This window comes from Neptunomonas japonica JAMM 1380 (genome assembly GCF_016592555.1).
Taxonomy (GTDB): domain Bacteria; phylum Pseudomonadota; class Gammaproteobacteria; order Pseudomonadales; family Balneatricaceae; genus Neptunomonas; species Neptunomonas japonica_A.
This window is the reverse complement of record NZ_AP014546.1, coordinates 781,651-800,356: the sequence shown is the minus strand read 5'-3', so window position 1 is coordinate 800,356 and position 18,706 is coordinate 781,651. Positions and strand designations below refer to the sequence as shown.

Here is an 18,706-nt window from a genome sequence, read left to right as displayed (position 1 = left end):
AATTATTCTCCTTAATGACTAAAAAGGGCGCATCAACCTTCGCTGATGCGCCCTTCTGAATTTTGAGTGTTATCTCAAATTTTAGTGAGCGTGAGCTTCACCAGCACCACGTGGAATACGTAGATCTTCAACAATTCTCTGCATCTCTTCAGATGGAGGAGGAGTCATTGAAGCAACAACGATAGCGACGATAAAGTGAAGCACCATACCGATTGCACCAAATCCACCCGGGCTTACACCCATGAAGTAGTCAGCACTGTTACCACCGCCAAATACGAAGTACCACATGTATCCAACAGTAGAAATCAGACCAACCAACATACCAGCGATTGCACCCTGAGTGTTCATACGCTTGTAGAAGATACCTAGCATTAGAGTTGGGAATACCGAAGCACTCGCAATACCAAATGCCAACGCCACTACCTGTGCCACAAACCCTGGTGGGTTGATACCGAAGTAACCGGCAATACAGATAGCCACAACAGCCGCTAGACGAGCGTACATCAACTCTTGCTTATCATTGATATTAGGGTTGATGGTTTTCTTCATCAAGTCATGCGCAATGGCAGTCGAAATCACCAACAACAGACCTGCTGCTGTAGATAGTGCCGCTGCTACCGCACCTGCTGCTACCAAAGCAATTACCCAAGCAGGAAGCTGAGCAATCTCTGGGTTAGCCAGTACCATGATGTCACGGTCAACATATACTTCGTTAGCAAAAGGCTGTTTTGCCGCATCGAAGCCAGCATCAGTCTTAGCATTAGTTGCTAAACGCTGACCAAACTCACCACGCTCATCACCTTCAGCATATGAAGGCTTACCTTTTTTACCATCAAATGCAGCACCCGCAGCATACTGAATTTTGCCATCGCCGTTACGGTCATTCCAACCTAGCAGACCAGCATTTTCCCAGTTTTTAAACCAAGAAGGAATTTCAGCATACTCAGTACCTGCGTTATCAGGACCGTTAAGCGTTTGGATTAGGTTTACACGTCCAAAACCAGCAACACCTGGAATAGCTGTGTAAAGCAATGCGATGAAAATCAACGCATAACCAGCAGAAGTACGCGCATCTTTTACACGAGGAACTGTGAAGAAGCGTACAATTACATGCGGAAGACCTGCAGTACCACACATCAATGCAACTGTTAGACAGAAGATATCAAAGGTCGACTTCTTACCCGCGGTATATTGAGCAAAACCAAGATCCAAAGATAGCTGATCCAGAGTAGCTAGAACTGACTGTCCAGTTTCCAGAGTCGCACCCAAACCGATCTGCGGTAGGATATGACCAGTTACTTGAGCAGAAAGGAAGAAAGAAGGCACTGTGAAAGCAAGAATCAATACGCAGTACTGAGCCACCTGTGTATAAGTAATACCTTTCATGCCACCCAGTACAGCGTAGAAGAAAACAATCGCCATACCTAGAATAACACCAGTATTAATATCTACGTGCAAGTAACGAGAGAACACGATCCCCACACCACGCATCTGACCAGCAACGTAAGTGAAAGAGATTACGATAGTACAAACGACCCCGATAATACGAGCAGTGCTTGATTCATAACGGTCACCTACGAAATCTGGCACTGTGAACTTACCAAATTTACGAAGGTATGGAGCCAACAGCATTGCTAGCAACACATAACCACCAGTCCAACCCATCAAATAAGCAGAACCATCACGTCCAACAAAGGAGATCAAACCTGCCAAAGAGATGAAAGATGCCGCCGACATCCAATCTGCTGCTGTTGCCATACCATTGGCAATCGGGTGTACACCACCACCAGCTACGTAAAACTCTTTAGTTGAACCCGCACGGGCCCACACTGCAATACCTATATAAAGGAGGAATGATCCACCAATAAATAGATACGATAACATATCAACACTCATATTAACGCCACCCTATATTAAGTTATTATTATTCTTGTACGTCATATTTTTCATCGAGCTTGTTCATGCTGGCTACATAAGCCCAGATCAAGACGACGAATACGAAAATCGAACCCTGCTGACCAAACCAAAAGCCTAATGGAAAACCAAAAAAGCTAATTGCATCCAACTGTTCGACAAACAGAATGCCAGCGCCGTAGGAAACTACGAACCAGATGGCAAGGTAAGTCATTATTATGCGCAAATTTTCGCCCCAATAGGCTTTTGCACTCTCACTACTGATTGACATGGCACTATCCTTAAATTTTTGTTATCGGATTAAGTGAAAGAAGTAGACTGGGTAAATTTATCAGAGAGCACCCCCAAACAAATCCCCGACTTTAGTCGGTACACATTGTCGACACATACAGCCAACATCGCTACAGCCTGCATATTTAGCTGCTTACAGTCTTAATATTGAAAATTCCTTAACATACAACAGGCTATACAAAGGTATAACTGAAGTATTAGGATCTTAGACGGTTTAGGTTACACTTACGTTTAAACTTTTAAAGCTCAAGGTGTGTCGACATGCTTTCAGGTTGGTCCATTATTCTTATTTCGCTCCTATACGTAGGACTGCTATTTAGCATCGCTTACTACGGAGACAAAACCAGTCGCGGCAAGTCTTACGCAAACAATCCCATAATCTATTCGCTTTCTTTAGCCGTTTATTGCTCTTCATGGACATTTTACGGCTCTGTGGGTCGTGCCTCTAGTTCAGGCTGGGAGTTCCTAGCTACCTACCTAGGCCCTTTGCTGGTTTTCATCTTTGGCTGGCGCGTTATAGAAAAAATGATGCTGATTAGCAAGCAACAAAACATCACAACTATTTCTGATTTCATCTCGTCACGTTATGGCAAAAGCCAATCACTTGCCGTCTTGGTAACAATAATCGCCGTACTGGGCACCGTGCCTTACATTGCTATGCAACTAAAAGCCGTAGCCATCAGCTACAACGCACTAGCCCCCGGTACAACAGAAGCACTAAGCAAAGGGAGTGATACAGCCCTCTTTGTTGCCATATTAATGGCTATATTTGCCATTCTTTTTGGAACGCGCCATATCGACGCAACAGAACATCATGAGGGTATTGTTCTCGCTGTTGCTTTCGAATCAATTATTAAACTCACCGCATTTATCGCCGTAGGTATTTTCATTTCTGGACAGGTGTTTGATGGCCTTTATGACACCTTACATAATGTTAGCCAGCAGCTCCAAACAGATAATAGGTACCATAATTACTTAAGCGGCAGTTTTTTGACGGAAATAGTACTCGCCTGCTGTGCAGTCCTTTGTCTTCCACGTCAATTTCATGTGACCATTGTTGAAAACACCGACATCAAAAACCTGCGCATTGCACGCTGGCTCTTCCCATTTTACATGCTACTTTTGAGCATCTTCGTTCTCCCCATCGCCACAGCAGGAAATATTTTCTTTCAAGGCGAATTCATCGATGCAGATACTTTCGTGTTAATGCTGCCTTTCGAGCTAGGAAACAAGCAACTCGCAACTTTTGCCTTTATAGGTGGCCTGTCAGCAGCAACTAGCATGGTAATTGTTGCCAGTATTACGCTATCCACCATGGTGTGTAACGACATAATAATGCCTCTGCTCTTCAGGATATCCAGCCTAAAACTCTCACAGAGTAACGACTTAGGTGCCCTTCTGTTAAAAGTGAGACGCCTAACTATCATCACATTATTACTGATGGCATATTTCTATTATCGAATTCTTGGCAACCAAGGCCCACTATCTTCCTTCGGTCTGCTTGCGTTTGTTGCGATAGCGCAATTTATGCCCGCATTACTTGGCGGTATTTTTTGGAAAAAGGGTTCACGCCAAGGTGCTCTTGTCGGCATGACGGCAGGGTTACTTTTATGGATTTACACACTAGTCATCCCCACTCTGATCAACGCCAACATTATCTCACCGCATTTTTTACAAAACGGCTTATTTGATTATCTAATCCTTACGCCTACGGCTTTATTTGGCATCAACAACCTAGACCCGCTCACGCACGGTGTACTGTGGAGTCTCATCACAAATATCACTCTGTACGTCATCGTATCTCAATACACCTCACAAAGACTCACAGATCGTATTCAAGCTAGTGCTTTTGTAGATGTTTATAATAAAGACTTAACAATTCCATCACGCCAACACAGCACAGTAACTGTTGGTGACTTACAAATGCTTACAGAGCGTTTTCTTGGGCTCAGTCGCACTCAGCACGCCTTCACCGGTTACGCATTACAACGCAACGAAGAGCCACCACTGTCGGGTGATAAAGCCACCCCGGAACTCAACAATTTTACAGAGCGTCTTTTGGCTGGTGTAATAGGTGCGTCTTCGGCACGTATAGTTATTGCCTCCACTCTTCGCGGAAAAGACATGCAGATAGGTGATGTTGTTTCCATTGTCGATGAAGCATCTCAAGCATTAAGGTTTAACCGTTCACTACTGCAGTCCACCATTGAGAACATAGGCTTAGGAATTAGCGTAGTCGACCAGCAACTCAGATTAGTCGCATGGAATCGACCTTACTTACAAATGTTTAACTACCCTGAAGGCCTGATTTGCGTGGGGCGCTCTATCGAAGAAATATTCCGATACAACGCTCTCAAAGGAGAGTACGGGCCTGGGAATATCGAGGAGCAGATAAGCAAACGACTTGATAGTATCAAATCAGGTCGCCCGCACCGTTACGAAAGATACCGACCTGATGGAACGGTTCTAGAAGTTCGCGACAATCCAACTCCCAATGGAGGGTACGTAAATACCTACATGGATATCACTCAACACAAACGCGTTGAAGAAGCACTGCGTGAGAGTGAACACAATATTAGAATATACACTGACAATGTCCCGGTATTAATTGCCTACCTAGATACAGAGAGGCGCTATCTTTTTGTCAACAAAGCCTACGCTGAAGCATTTGGCATGGAACGCGACACAATGATTGGCAAACCGGCTTATAAAATACTTGATGCAACAGAGTATGCGAAAAGAAAAGATTTCATCCAACAAGCTCTAAATGGAAACCGCCAAAAATTTGAGACTGATCTACCTTCACAAAATAGTGCCAAACGTTTTGCCGAAGTCACGTATATTCCTCATGTAGGAGAATATGGCGATGTACTAGGCTATTTCACTCTTTATCAAGATATTACTGAGCGGCGCGATGCCGAAATAGCCTTACAAATAACCAATGAGACGCTTGAGCAACGCGTGAAAGAACGTACCCACGCCCTCTCAGTTGTAAACAAAGAACTTCGAAAAGAAAACACCATTCGAGCCCTAATGGAAGATGAATTGCGCCAAGCAAAAAGCGACGCCGAAGCCGCTAACTTAGGTAAAACTCGATTCTTAGCCGCCGCAAGTCATGACCTACTACAGCCATTAAATGCAGCTCGACTGTTCACTTCTGCTCTAGCCCAGCAAAGCCACTCATCACCAAGCACTACACAACTAGTAGACAACCTAGACGGCTCTCTGAAAGCAGCTGAAGAGCTTATCACTACTATTTTGGACATATCAAAACTTGATGCCGGCGCTCTTGAGCCTGTTATTACACACTTCTCATTAGACTCACTCTTTAGCAACTTAAGCACAGAGTTTGCCGCACTCACACAGGAAAAAGCCTTAGCTTTTCGCTACGTTCATTGCTACCAAATCGTTGCTTCTGACCAAAAATTATTAAGAAGAATTCTGCAAAACTTTCTCTCCAATGCTTTGCGCTACACACAAGATGGCAAAGTACTCTTAGGATGTCGACGTATAGGCCAACAGCTACGTATCGAAGTATGGGATACCGGCGTTGGCATACCTAAAGAAAAGCTTCATGAGGTATTTGAAGAATTCAAACGCATCAACAACCCTAAACACTCAAAAGTACAGGGGCTTGGTTTAGGGTTAGCTATCACTGACCGTATCGCCAAAATGTTAAAACATAAGATCAGCGTGCGCTCCTGGCCTGGCCAAGGAACTGTTTTCAGTATAACAATACCTCTGGGCGACCCCGCCAAAGAAGTGCAATCAAAACCAGAGCAACGTGGCTGGATAAGAAGCAAAACGCTCAATGGCACCACCGCACTCATTATTGATAATGAACCTAAAATACTAGAAGGCATGTCAGCACTACTTCAAGGCTGGGGCTGTGACACTTATACAGCTGCGTCTATTGAGGCAGCTGCCAACTTATACAACAACGAAGCAGCACCTCTTCCCGACATTACTCTTGTGGACTACCATTTAAATGAACTAGACACAGGTATCATGGCACTTAATGAGCTTTACACGCTGTGGGGGAAAGAAATCCCTGCTCTTGTCATTACAGCAGACCGTACCGATGAAGTAAAAGAGGAAATTAATAACTTTGGCGCCCAACTACTGACCAAGCCAATTAAACCAGCCGCATTACGCGCTATGATTAACAAGCTTGTCTCAGCTAGTAAATCGGCATAAAAAAAGCACCCAACAGGGTGCTTCATTATCGCGAACTTGCAGACTATTCCATTTCTGTACGCGCAGGATCAACACTCAAGCGCTGGGCAGCAATAACAGCCTGCGTACGGCTATGCACACGCAATTTACGCAAAATAGCGGTAACATGTGCTTTAATCGTTGCTTCTGACACATTCAACTCATAGGCAATCTGTTTATTCAGCAAGCCCTCTGTCAGCATGGTCAGCACTCTAAACTGCTGCGGCGTTAACGAAACCAAAGCCGCTGCAAATTTTCGCTCTTCCTCACTAACATCAACAGTGCCGTTCTCTGTAATATCACGCGGCAACCATTCTTCACCCTTAAGGACGGCAACGATCGCTTCTGAGATAGTTTCAAGTGGCGCTGATTTGGGAATAAAGCCAGAAGCACCATAATCCATAGCACGTCTTAAAACACTGACCTCTTCACTTCCTGAAACCACTACCACTGGCATACCTGGGTTTTGTCCTCGCAAAAACACCAAACCAGTAAATCCATGGGTACCCGGCATATGAAGATCAAGTAGCACTAAATCTGCATCACTGTGCTGAACAACAGCTTCTTGCACCGCCGCCAGTGAATCGGCTTCTACAATTTCAACACCCTCAATCGCCTGAGTTACTGCCTGGCGTAATGCCGCACGAAACAACGGATGGTCATCTGCAATAATGATTTTACTGGCTAGCTGCATGCTTTATCCCCCGGACACAGACGCGTCCAAATCCATATTATTCAATCTTGTAAGGCTTGAATAATAACATCTATAAACGAAAAACTCCCCCTACAGATCAACCGAAGAGGGAGTTTTCACTAAATTAACACGTAATTAAGAAACAACCTTATTTACGGTTCATTCTGTTTTCGATCAGATCATCAACAACAGTTGGGTCTGACAAAGTTGAGGTATCACCTAGAGCATCGAAGTCATCTTCAGCAATTTTACGCAAAATACGGCGCATAATCTTACCTGAACGAGTTTTAGGCATACCGGGTGAAAATTGAATCAAATCAGGTGAAGCAATCGGGCCAATTTCTTTACGAACATGCAATCGAAGCTCTTTCATCAGCTCATCTGATTGCTCATAGCCTGACTGCAAGGTTACATAAACATATATACCCTGCCCCTTAAGTTCATGCGGATAACCGACTACCGCCGCTTCAGCAACTGCAGGATGCGCTACGAGTGCAGACTCTACCTCAGCAGTACCCATACGGTGTCCCGATACGTTAATAACATCATCAACACGCCCTGTAATCCAGTAGTAACCATCTTCATCACGACGCGCGCCATCTCCAGTTGTATAAACACCTTTATAGGTAGAGAAGTACGTCTGAATAAAGCGCTCATGATCTCCCCAGATGGAGCGACTCTGGCCAGGCCAAGAATCCTTAAGAACAAGATTCCCGTCAACCGCACCTTCCAACTCATTTCCATCTGCATCAAGCAGTGCAGGCTGTACACCAAAGAAAGGACGTGTTGCAGAACCAGGCTTAAGCGCGGTAGCACCTGGCAGAGGAAGAATCATCATACCGCCTGTTTCTGTCTGCCACCACGTATCAACGATTGGGCAACGACCTTGCCCAACGATACGGTGGTACCAGTTCCATGCTTCTGGGTTAATTGGCTCACCAACCGATCCAAGAATACGCAAGCTAGACAGGTCTGAATCACCCAGCACATCTTCACCTTGCTGCATTAATGAGCGAATAGCTGTTGGGGCTGTATATAACTGGTTTACTTTATGTTTCTCAATAACACGACCAAAACGACTGTTATCAGGATAGTTTGGAACACCTTCAAACATCAAAGAAGTACCACCGTTTGCTAACGGTCCGTAAACGATGTAGCTATGACCCGTTACCCAACCAACATCAGCTGTACACCAGTAGATATCGCCTTCTTTATAATCAAAAGCATACTCATGCGTCATAGCGGCATAAACCATGTACCCACCAGTCGTATGCTTCAAACCTTTAGGCGCACCTGTTGAACCAGATGTGTAAAGAATAAACATCGGCGCTTCCGCTTCCATCTCTTCTGGAGCACATTCTGCAGACGCAGCAGCAACCAACCCCTCGTACCACACATCAACTTTTTCGTTCCAAGCAACATCTTGATCAACACGCTTAACAACAATAACACTTTCAACATGTGCCGCAGCAGCAGGGTGCTCTAACGCTTTATCCACATTAGCTTTTAATGGGACAACTTTACCACCACGTAATGAGTAGTTTGACGTTACCACTACTTTTGAGCTTGCGCCTTCAATACGAGCAGCCAACGCTTCAGGTGAGAAACCACCAAAAACAATAGAGTGAACCGCACCAATACGCGTACAAGCCAACATAGCGATTGCTGCTTCAGGAATCATTGGCATGTATAGAGTAACAACATCACCTTTTTCAACGCCCTGACTTTTTAGTGCATTAGAAAAGCGGCAAACACGCTCATAGAGATCTCGGTATGTAATATTTTCTGATTCACTTGGGTCGTCACCTTCCCAAATAATAGCGACTTGATCACCGCGCGTTTCAAGATGACGGTCTAAACAGTTATAAGAAGCATTTAAGGTACCATCTTCAAACCAACGAATATCAACATTGTGCGGATCAAAAGTAGTGTTCTTAACTTTAGTGTATGGCTTGAACCAATCAAGACGCTTCCCTTCTTCGCCCCAAAATGTATCCGGATCATTGATAGACTGCTCATACATCGCTTCATATTTTGCATTATCAATATGTGCCTGTGCCGCCACTTCTGGACTGACTGGATATACCTTTTCGCTCATGGTGATGCCCTTAGCTTGCTTGTTTTAATTATATATCCGCCTATCTACCCATTTATTATCATTCTCTAAGGGTTCGACATACGGAATTAGAGTCTAGATTTATACCCAACCACGAGCTTAATCCTGAATTAGACATTGGTCTATTTAGACTCATTCAATAGTCTCAGTAGATTATAAATCATTGATATAAAAGAACTTAATTTGATAGAAACACACGAGTCACTTTGCTAACAACTTATCCAAATCCAAGCCGGATTCACGAATCTTAGCCAGCTTATATCGTAATGTTCTAGGACTAATCGCTAATCGTTCAGCCGCTTCCTTTCGACTTCCACCGGATGTTTTCAATGCATCAATAATTAACTGGAACTCATGTTGACGCAAATCACTACCCAATTTTCCTGAATCATCTTCTTCCTGAACAACCAACTTATCCGCATTAATAGAAGATAAGTTTTCCTGCAACGATATAGCACCAGTAACCATATGCAGATCAGATGGAGTAATAATATTACCGGCTTGCAGAATGAGCGCTCGCTGTACAACATTATCCAACTCACGAACATTTCCTGGCCATGAATGCTGGGACAGAGCTACTTGAGCGTCATTGCTCAAACAAACAGATGGGCGCTTCATCTTCTGGCAATGCTTTTCAAATAAACCTTGCGCCAAAGGCACAATATCAGCGCGGCGTTCACGCAAAGGCAACCACTGCAATGGGAACACATTTAAACGATAGTACAAATCTTCTCGAAACTTACCTTCAGCTACCGCAGCCTCCAGCTGTCGGTTTGTTGTTGCGAGCACGCGAACATCGAGCTTGATAACAGCTCGCCCACCTACCCGCTCAACCTCTTGCTCTTGAAGGACACGAAGTAATTTTGCCTGCAACCCCAGATCCATCTCTGTAACTTCATCTAACAGCAATGTACCGCCATTCGCTTGCTCAAATTTTCCTGATTGGCTGGCCACAGCCCCCGTAAAAGCACCTTTCTCATGGCCAAATAACATAGCCTCAAGCATATTTTCCGGAATAGCTGCACAATTAATGGCAATAAATGGTTTATCCGAGCGTTGCGAGTGATCGTGAATATAACGAGCCAAAACCTCTTTTCCGGTACCCGATTCACCCGTAATAAGAACAGTAGAGGCAGTATCAGCAACACGGCGTGCCAATTGCAATAACTGCTGGCTTGACACTTCTTCAGCCACTGGCTCGCCAGATTGTTTAGAAACACCACCTGCGTATTGGTTAATAATACTGATCAGCGCATCAGGTTCGAAAGGTTTCAATAGATAGTCAACAGCCCCCTCACGAATGGCATCGACCGCTTTATCGACTTGACCAAATGCCGTCATTAATAACATAGGAATAGCTGGCAAGTTTTGTTTCACGTACTGAAGTAAAGCATGACCATCGATGCCCGGCATATTGACATCAGAAATCACCATATCAATCGTATTATTTTTTAAACGTAAGATAGCTGACTCACCATCTTCAGCCTCAACGGCACTTATTCCAGCAAGCTCGAGGGTATCAACTAGTGCTTCTCTCAAGTCAAAATCATCCTCGACAACCAATACCGTTAGCGACATCTTTGCTTCCTAATTATTATAAGTTCTAGCTACATGAAAAAAATGGGTTATTCGCCTTGCTTAATAAACGGCAAGCTAAATTGCGCTACAGTACCTTGCCCCGGCTGAGACACTAACGTAAAGCTACCATGATGCGCCTTAGCAACCACCTGAGCGACAGCAAGGCCAAGACCTGTCCCATGAGACTTCGTCGTGAAAAATGGCTCTAACGCTTGCGCGACAGTGTTAGCGTCCATGCCCGGCCCTCTATCAATCACACTGATGTTAATATTTTGCTCTGCTATATGTGCTTCTATAAGCAGAGGGTACTCATTACCCGCTGCCTGCAATGCATTGTTAACCAGATTCAGAATAGCACCAATAAGCGTTTCCTGATTACACTGTAGCCAGTAGCCTCGGGCATTGTTAGACAGTTCGCAATCTGCATCATATTGTGTCAGTGGAACATCCAACACATCATCAATCGCTTGAAACAAGGCGTCACTGGAAACACGATTATCTAATTTGGTTTCTCCTCTAGCAAAAAGCAACATATCCTGCACTTGATGCTCTAAATGCAAGAGCCTTGATTTAACTTTTAAAGAGAACTTAATACGCTGTTGGTCAGTGATACTTTCCGCACCAAGGTGGCCAGTGTAAAGCAGGGCCGCTGAAAGTGGCGTTCTTACTTGATGAGCAAGTGATGCCATCATGCGTCCCATTTCAGAGAGACGTTGGTACTGAGACAAACGCGACTGTAGCAGCCTAGTACCTGTCTGGTCCGTTAATAAAACCAACTGCCCCGGTTCATCTTTCATCGCTCTCGTTAAAAGGCTAACGCGCCGACCATCTCTCAATGATATCTCATGACCATCATCATTCTTAGGTGCAAAACTACGTTGAATAATTTGCATCCAAAGCTCGCCCAATAAAGGCGTTCCTAAAAGATCCTCCGCAGCGGGGTTGCAGTCCGATACCAGACCTTGGTTATCAATTAAAATAACGCCTGCAGGTAATAGGTCAAGTAATTGACGCATTCGAACCGCGAGTAAATCACCGTGCGCCATTTCGCGATCACGTACGCGCTTTATGCTCTCTAGCTCGGCTTTAGTGTTTTCGAGCTCTTGCTTCAAACGATCTATTTCATTCATTTATCTGATACTCGCTGAATACCAAACTTACGCATTTTTTCTACTAAAGTGGTTCGTCTTATCATTAACAGTGCTGCAGCTCGTGCTACCACAAAACCTGTTCTATCTAAGGCATCGGCTATTAATGCTTTCTCTATCGACTCAATATATTGCTTAAGGTCTATTCCTTCTGCAGGAACAACCATTGATGGGGTAGCAGTAGCAAAGACGGGAGTTTCATCCACAACATCAGTTTTTTCGCTATCGTTCGCCATAAAACGAGTAGGGCTCACTTCACCCGTGACTAAAGGCAAAGAGTTTTGTGCTTGATAGCGAGTGGGTTCTGGTTCACAAATATGACGGCATTTAGCGGGAAGCTCTGAAACGCCCACAACACCATCAGGATGCATAATAGCAAGGCGCTCTATTAAGTTAGAAAGCTCACGCACATTCCCCGGCCACGGGTGCCTTTGCAACGAATCCAATGCTGAAATATGAAAACGCAAACGCCCCAATCCCTGCTTTTCAGCACGCTGCGCTAAGGTATGTAGCAACATCACCACATCATCTTTTCTTTCACGTAACGGCGGAGTTTCAATGGGGTAGACATTGAGCCGATAATATAAATCTTCACGAAAGTCACCAGAGAGAATCATCTCTTCTAGGTTTTTATGTGTGGCTGCAATAATACGAACATCGACTTCTATGGTTTTGCTGCCACCAACACGCTCAAAACATCGTTCTTGTAAAACACGTAATAACTTCACCTGCATGGCTAAAGGCATATCGCCAATTTCATCCAAAAACAAGGTTCCGCCATCTGCCATTTCAAATCGACCAGCACGCGCACTGATCGCACCTGTGTATGCACCTTTTTCGTGACCAAAAAGCTCACTTTCTAGTAATTCAGGTGCAATGGCGCCACAATTCACAGGAACAAATGGCCCAGGCGCTCTTTTAGAGTAATCATGCAAACTGCGAGCGATTACCTCTTTACCTGTGCCCGACTCCCCCGTGATCATAACATTCACATCACGGTCAACAACACGCATCATTGATTGCTTCAAGCTCTGCATGGGCTGACTTTTACCAATGAGCTGCGGAAAAAGAGATTGATCAAAAGCCTCACTCCCTCCCTTGAGCACCTGTGCTTCATGCAGGAGATCTGTCAAGACATGTTCAGTCAACGGGCCATCCAACACACGTAACAGCTGAACTTTAGAGCGCTCACTTAACTGCTCTATGTCATCCCACGGCTCTAAAAGACACAATGATGTCTGCGCATCTTTATGCCTAAATGATGCTATTAGCTTTTCAAGCGACACCGGTAACAAGCAACGCCCAATAAATGCCATGCTCAGGTCAGAGTTAATATGATTGTTCTGAAACCACTCAACGAAGGTCATCATTTGATGATTAACGCCAAGAAAGCTGAAGATAGTACTGACAGATTGTCGACGCTTATCATCATCATCGACCAGCAGTACATTCATTTTAGAAGGTGCATTCATAAATCACTGATAAAATGTCATTTTTTTGACAGTCTAGCAGAAGAATAGAGATTAACAAGAAATGTGATGGATTAATTGGAACGGGTTAAACAGTGCTTTGTAAATGACTGCCAAATAGTTGGCGAAAGAATAAAAAAGCGCTTCCATTTTTAATAAAAGCGCTCCTAGAGCATATGTAGTTTATCTACAACTCACTCATTTTATGCAGGAACTTCCATAGCATTCCAACCTGATTTAACTTGCAGCATCAGGTTCATTACTTCTTGAACCTTAGCTTCATCGTTACTCCTATTGGCTTGCATGAGCGTTCGCACCATATAGTCATATAAAGCATCGAGGTTAGTGGCTATCTCACCACCTTGCTCATGATCTAGAAAATCTTTCAAACCCAAAATGATATCATTGGCTTTATTTAACTGCTCCGTACGCATACTGATATTTTTTCGTTCAATCGCGCCCTTAGCTTTTGCCATTGCCGTTAAAGCACCATCTACTAACATGGAGATCAGCTCTTTAGGCGAAGCGGTTTCAACCGCCGAACGTAGATCCACACTCTGATACTGCTTCATGGCATTCAGGTTAATACTCATTTTCACTCCAAAGCGTAATTTATTATAAAGCTGATATTTATTTTTTAGCGGTAAACGGTAATCGATCAACGATGCCTGTTAATGAATCACCTGTTGTTTTAAAGCTTGCAACAATCCGCTCCATTGCCAGAAACTGTAGAGAAAGTCGACTTTCGTATTTTGTCATTTTCCGATCAAGAGTCTCTTGCGCAACATCAATACCTTCCAAGTCCTTATTAAGGCTAGTTTCTCGTGCTTTTATAGTTCCTGAAGAAGACAGAAAAGAATCGATAAGCTTAGTCAGCTCACCGGCAAAACCTTGAGAAAAGGTAAAGTTGAAATCACCTGAGGCACCTTCACGCACACTCAAGTTCAGGCCGTATGGATCAGTATCAATTGCAGGCAGAAGAACTTCACCGGCCCCAAAAGCGGCTTCACCATTAATTGTACCTGCCACATCGCGCCCACTGGTAGAAACTGAGGATGTTGAAAGGTTTGTCGATGTAGCAAAATCAGCACCATTAGCCGCTATCGACACTTTTGATGTACTACCATACTGACGTGATGCCAGTGTCAACTCTCCACCCGGCTCCACTGTTACATCGACAAAAGCTTTTGATGCTTTTAATGTATCATCATTGTTTATTAACGCTTGTAATGCCGAGCGCAATTCATCTGCCGTTGAAAAGTCACCTGACAAGGTTAACTCTTCCGATGTTGCCCCATCGACTTCTACAGTAAAGGTAAAATCTCCGGCGGGAGTATCGGCGGTATTAAATGCAACAAAAGCTGCATCACTTACAACAGAGCCTTTGGCTGGCGCTGTTGTAATAGATCCAGAATAAACACCTGACACCGTTTTAGTCGCGTAGCTACCAATACTGACGTCCACATCATTAGTTGAAGACGATGTTTGCGGTGCAAATAAGGCACCGAGTTTGTCAAAGTTATCCTTAAGAGCGGCATCAAAATCTTCTGCGTTAATTTCAAGTTTGCCGTCCAATTGAGTACGAATACCCACATTGGATAACGAATTAAAATCACTCACACCAGGAACTTCAGAACTCACCATCTGCCTGATACGCGACAAAACACTTTTGGCCAAACTATCTGTTGCTAAATCGCCCCTAGAGGACTCATTCGTTTCAGCATCCGTACTTATACCGGTTAAGGCCTTAGCTGCGTCATACAACTCATTATAAGCCTCTACAAAGTTACGAACAGACTGCTCTGCGGTAGCTTTATCTTCAGTGATTGAAAATGTGAATTTCTCATCAGGGCTTTTCTTATTAATATCAAAGGTTAACCCCTGGATGACGTCACTTATTTCGTTGCTTTCACGAAAGACTGTTAAACCATTAATTTTTAACTCAGCATCTTGGGCTTGCTGGGTTTCTGTAACACTTGCGTAACTACCGGCATTAAAGGCGAACATGTCGAGGCTAGGATCATCGCCGGTGATTTCCAACGCATTATTAGCACCAGAGGGTGCTGAAATCATTAACTGATATTGCCCATCAACTAATAAGACCGATGCCTGCACATCTGACTCGGCTTTGTTTATCTTATCGGCTATATCTTGTATTGAGTCATCAGCAGCGATTTCCAATGCAAGCGCTGTTTTGCCCTCATTCTCAGCGAACGATGTTGGGTTATTATCCACATCATACGTCCAGTTACCCAAACGTATAGTTAGGTTGCCTGTCGCATTTGCACTTTCATCTTTATCAGTAAAAGCGGTATTAACGGCTAGCGCTTGTGCTTGAGCTACTTCCAGTACTTCTATTTGATAGGTACCAGCCTGCGCATTGGCAGCCAATGCATTAGGGCTAATAACATCAGTTTCAGGGAATGAGACAGCCCGGGCATTAAAGGTATCATTATCAGAGAGAGGTTCGAGTATTTTCTGGAATTCAGACAAACTACTTTTCAATGTTCCATAAGCAGAAATCTGAGCATTTATCGTCTCTTTTTTAGAGTCCAAACGCTCCTGCTGAGGAACTTTTTCTACGTCTACCAGCGACTTAACCAGACTCTTGGTATCGATACCGGAGCCAGCTCCCAAAGCGGAAACAATATTGGTATCCATAACCTTCTCCTCTTACTGATGTAGAACTTTATTTAAGCATGATCGTTAAAAATTAAACCTAACATACCTTCAATATGCTTCGCTAGCTTGATGGTTTCTTCCGAAGGGAACTGACGAATCACTTCCTGAGTTTCAGTATCCATCACCTTCACAACCATATCTTCCGTATCTTTATCGATACTAAAATTAAGATTACGCTGGTCGTTTTGCATAAACTCATTGAGCTTATCAACAACTACCTGCACTTCATCTGCGGTCATTTTTTGTGATGGTTTTTCTGATGCTTCCGACTGCGACAACGCTGCTTGGTTAACAGCTTCTGTTTCGCCAGATCTACTTGTTTGCTGTGCTGCTGGCTGCTGCGCTACCTGCGTACTCGCAGCAACATTGCTAGCATTCATTGATTCTACTGACATTTCACACCTCCTAAACCCGCGGAGCTGAAAACACAAATCCCCCACCAACGGTGGTGAGGGATTCTATTTAGCGGGTTATTAACTCACTAACCTATTTACCGTTACTGCTTTATTACTGTAGCAGTGACAGTACCTGCTGAGGTGCAGCATTAGCCTGAGCCAACATGGCAGTACCCGCCTGCTGTAGTACCTGTGCACGACTCAAGTTAGCTGATTCAACTGCAAAGTCAGCATCTTCAATTCGTGAACGAGCGGCTGATGCGTTTTCGGCAACACTTGACAGGTTATTTACAGTAAAGTCTAGACGGTTGCTGATCGCACCCATATCACCACGAGTCGAGTTAATAGTTTCCAGTGCATTATCGATAACACCGATCGCTTTTTGCGCACCAGCAGCCGTTGAGATATCAATGCTGTTAACTGCTGCTCCAAACTTACCGTTAGCTGTAGTATTAGCATCTAACAAGCCTGTAGCATTTGCACCATTAGTGTTTACATCAACGCTGATTGGCGCTCCGCTATCGGATGTAAGCTTAACACCACCTACGCCATCTGCTGCAGTAACTGTACCACCCCCATCAAGTGCAGCGGCTAAGGCAGCACCACTATCAGAAAGACCTGCAGCAGTACCAAATGTAATAGCGCCTACATCACCTTCTAAGCGCAGCTGATTGCCAGAAAGCGTAGCGGTAACACCTGTCTCGTCTGTTTTAGCATTCATATTTGTAACGAGTGCATCAAGGTCAGCACCACTGTTAATAATCACACCATTCATATGGAAGTTAGCTGCTGTATGAGCACCCGTTTTAACACCCACATCAATTTCAACTGATGTAAAAGCTGTAGCCGTGACGCCCGTATCATCACTCACTTTATTGATTGCAGATAATGTATCAGCCAAAGAGCCACCTTCACCAGCACCAACTTTAGTACCATTAATAGTAACATCGCCTGCCGCTAAAGTTGCACCAGTACCTGCTGCCCCTTCAATTACGCCAGCCACGTTATTTTCACGAAAACCAAGTGCGGTTAAATCAGCAGATGTACCAGCAGAACCACGCTCTACAACAATATCACCACCATCATCAGAAGTTAGTGAAATAGAGGCTTCTGTAGTCGCAGTCATGGTACCAGCAGCACCACCAAGATCGGCAATAGCTATTGATGCAACATTTTCTGCACTAATACTCAACTCACCATCATCTGTAACAGAAGCAGAGATCAACCCACCACCTTGCTCATTCAATTTTGAAACCAAGTCGTCCATATTCTCGGTACCCGTCACACTAATGGCAGCAGTAGTACCGTCCAACTTCGTCAATGTAGCAGTAAAGACATCAGTTCCTTCAACCAGCAAACCATCGCCTGCAGTAGTAGCGGTTACTTCTGCATATGTTGAAGCAGTAACACCACGAACGTTAGTATTAACTGCATCTACAAGATTGCCCAAGTTACCCGCTTCGCCAGCAGCAGCACCATCGTAAGTTTCACCAATAGCCATTACAGACTGGCCATTAATGGTTACAGAGTTATTCGCTATATCAATGTTTGCTTTAGTGATATTGCCACTTAGCACATCAGCACTAGTAGAGCCCATACCAAGCGATTTAGAGTCCATTGCACCGATTTTCATTTCAATCGTCTGGTTCGCTTCAGAACCTACTTGCAATGAAACCGTACCTAACGTGCCGTCTAGTACGTTCTGACCGTTAAAGCTGGTAGTTTCAGAGATACGATCCAGCTCAGATACCAGCTGCTTAACCTCAGCATTCATTTTAGAACGGTCACCACTTGAGTAAGTTCCGTTACCAGACTGGATAGACAGTTCACGCATACGTTGCAGGATGTTGGTAGATTCTTCCAGCGCACCTTCCGCTGTTTGGATCAATGACGCACCATCGTTAGCGTTACGTACAGCCTGATTCAGACCCTGGATCTGAGAAGTCATTCGGTTAGAGATAGCCAAACCTGCAGCATCATCAGAAGCGGAGTTGATACGTTTACCACTGGTCAAACGTTCCATCGCTGAGTTCTGATCATTCTGAGATAGTGTCAAGTTACGCTGAGCTGTAAGTGACATAATGTTGGAATTGATTACCATAGACATAAGAGCTTCTCCTTCACCAGATCTGACTGGCTTTTAGTGTACATTTCCGTTGGATGCTGTTGAAAAGGATCTGCATCACACCGGCTATGTTTAAGTT

At 44.2% G+C, this 18,706-nt stretch carries 12 protein-coding genes; 1 reads left to right on the top strand and 11 read right to left on the bottom strand.

The genetic code is table 11. The annotated features are described in order from the left end of the window. Positions 1 to 81 precede the first annotated feature (81 nt). Both NEJAP_RS03620 and NEJAP_RS03615 read right to left on the bottom strand, forming a co-directional pair. Positions 82 to 1,896, bottom strand: coding sequence for a sodium:solute symporter family protein (locus tag NEJAP_RS03620; protein ID WP_201349339.1), 1,815 nt, complete (start codon positions 1,894 to 1,896; stop codon positions 82 to 84). A 28-nt stretch (positions 1,897 to 1,924) separates the two neighbouring features. Further along, on the bottom strand, positions 1,925 to 2,185 hold the full coding sequence (locus NEJAP_RS03615) for a DUF4212 domain-containing protein (RefSeq protein WP_028471181.1): 261 nt from the start codon (positions 2,183 to 2,185) through the stop codon (positions 1,925 to 1,927). A 281-nt stretch (positions 2,186 to 2,466) separates the two neighbouring features. On the opposite strand from NEJAP_RS03615, the gene NEJAP_RS03610 reads away from it, so the two are divergent. Next, positions 2,467 to 6,402, top strand: coding sequence for a NahK/ErcS family hybrid sensor histidine kinase/response regulator (locus NEJAP_RS03610; RefSeq protein WP_201349338.1), 3,936 nt, complete (start codon positions 2,467 to 2,469; stop codon positions 6,400 to 6,402). A gap of 43 nt (positions 6,403 to 6,445) precedes the next feature. Here NEJAP_RS03610 and NEJAP_RS03605 read toward each other — a convergent pair whose 3' ends face one another. From NEJAP_RS03605 to NEJAP_RS03565, 9 genes are all read right to left on the bottom strand, one after another. Further along, positions 6,446 to 7,114, bottom strand: coding sequence for a response regulator (locus tag NEJAP_RS03605; protein ID WP_028471179.1), 669 nt, complete (start codon positions 7,112 to 7,114; stop codon positions 6,446 to 6,448). 148 nt (positions 7,115 to 7,262) lie between these two features. Then, a complete protein-coding gene (acs, locus tag NEJAP_RS03600; RefSeq protein ID WP_201349337.1) occupies positions 7,263 to 9,212 on the bottom strand; it encodes an acetate--CoA ligase in 1,950 nt (649 codons plus the stop codon). 219 nt (positions 9,213 to 9,431) lie between these two features. Next, a complete protein-coding gene (locus tag NEJAP_RS03595; protein ID WP_201349336.1) occupies positions 9,432 to 10,808 on the bottom strand; it encodes a sigma-54-dependent transcriptional regulator in 1,377 nt (458 codons plus the stop codon). A 47-nt stretch (positions 10,809 to 10,855) separates the two neighbouring features. Then, positions 10,856 to 11,938, bottom strand: a complete 1,083-nt coding sequence (locus NEJAP_RS03590; RefSeq protein ID WP_201349335.1) for a sensor histidine kinase — start codon at positions 11,936 to 11,938, stop codon at positions 10,856 to 10,858. Continuing rightward, positions 11,935 to 13,428 (bottom strand): sigma-54 dependent transcriptional regulator, encoded by a 1,494-nt coding sequence (locus NEJAP_RS03585; RefSeq protein ID WP_201349334.1) that lies wholly within the window; start codon positions 13,426 to 13,428, stop codon positions 11,935 to 11,937. The genes NEJAP_RS03590 and NEJAP_RS03585 overlap by 4 nt, the downstream gene beginning before the upstream one ends. A gap of 200 nt (positions 13,429 to 13,628) precedes the next feature. Next, positions 13,629 to 14,018 (bottom strand): flagellar export chaperone FliS, encoded by a 390-nt coding sequence (fliS, locus tag NEJAP_RS03580; protein WP_201349333.1) that lies wholly within the window; start codon positions 14,016 to 14,018, stop codon positions 13,629 to 13,631. 37 nt (positions 14,019 to 14,055) lie between these two features. Continuing rightward, positions 14,056 to 16,086: a flagellar filament capping protein FliD gene (gene fliD, locus NEJAP_RS03575; protein WP_201349332.1), complete on the bottom strand. Its 2,031-nt coding sequence runs from the start codon at positions 16,084 to 16,086 to the stop codon at positions 14,056 to 14,058. Positions 16,087 to 16,118: 32 nt separating this feature from the next. Further along, positions 16,119 to 16,502, bottom strand: a complete 384-nt coding sequence (locus NEJAP_RS03570; RefSeq protein WP_201349331.1) for a flagellar protein FlaG — start codon at positions 16,500 to 16,502, stop codon at positions 16,119 to 16,121. 112 nt (positions 16,503 to 16,614) lie between these two features. After that, positions 16,615 to 18,609 (bottom strand): flagellin, encoded by a 1,995-nt coding sequence (locus NEJAP_RS03565; protein WP_201349330.1) that lies wholly within the window; start codon positions 18,607 to 18,609, stop codon positions 16,615 to 16,617. Between the last annotated feature and the right edge of the window lie 97 nt (positions 18,610 to 18,706).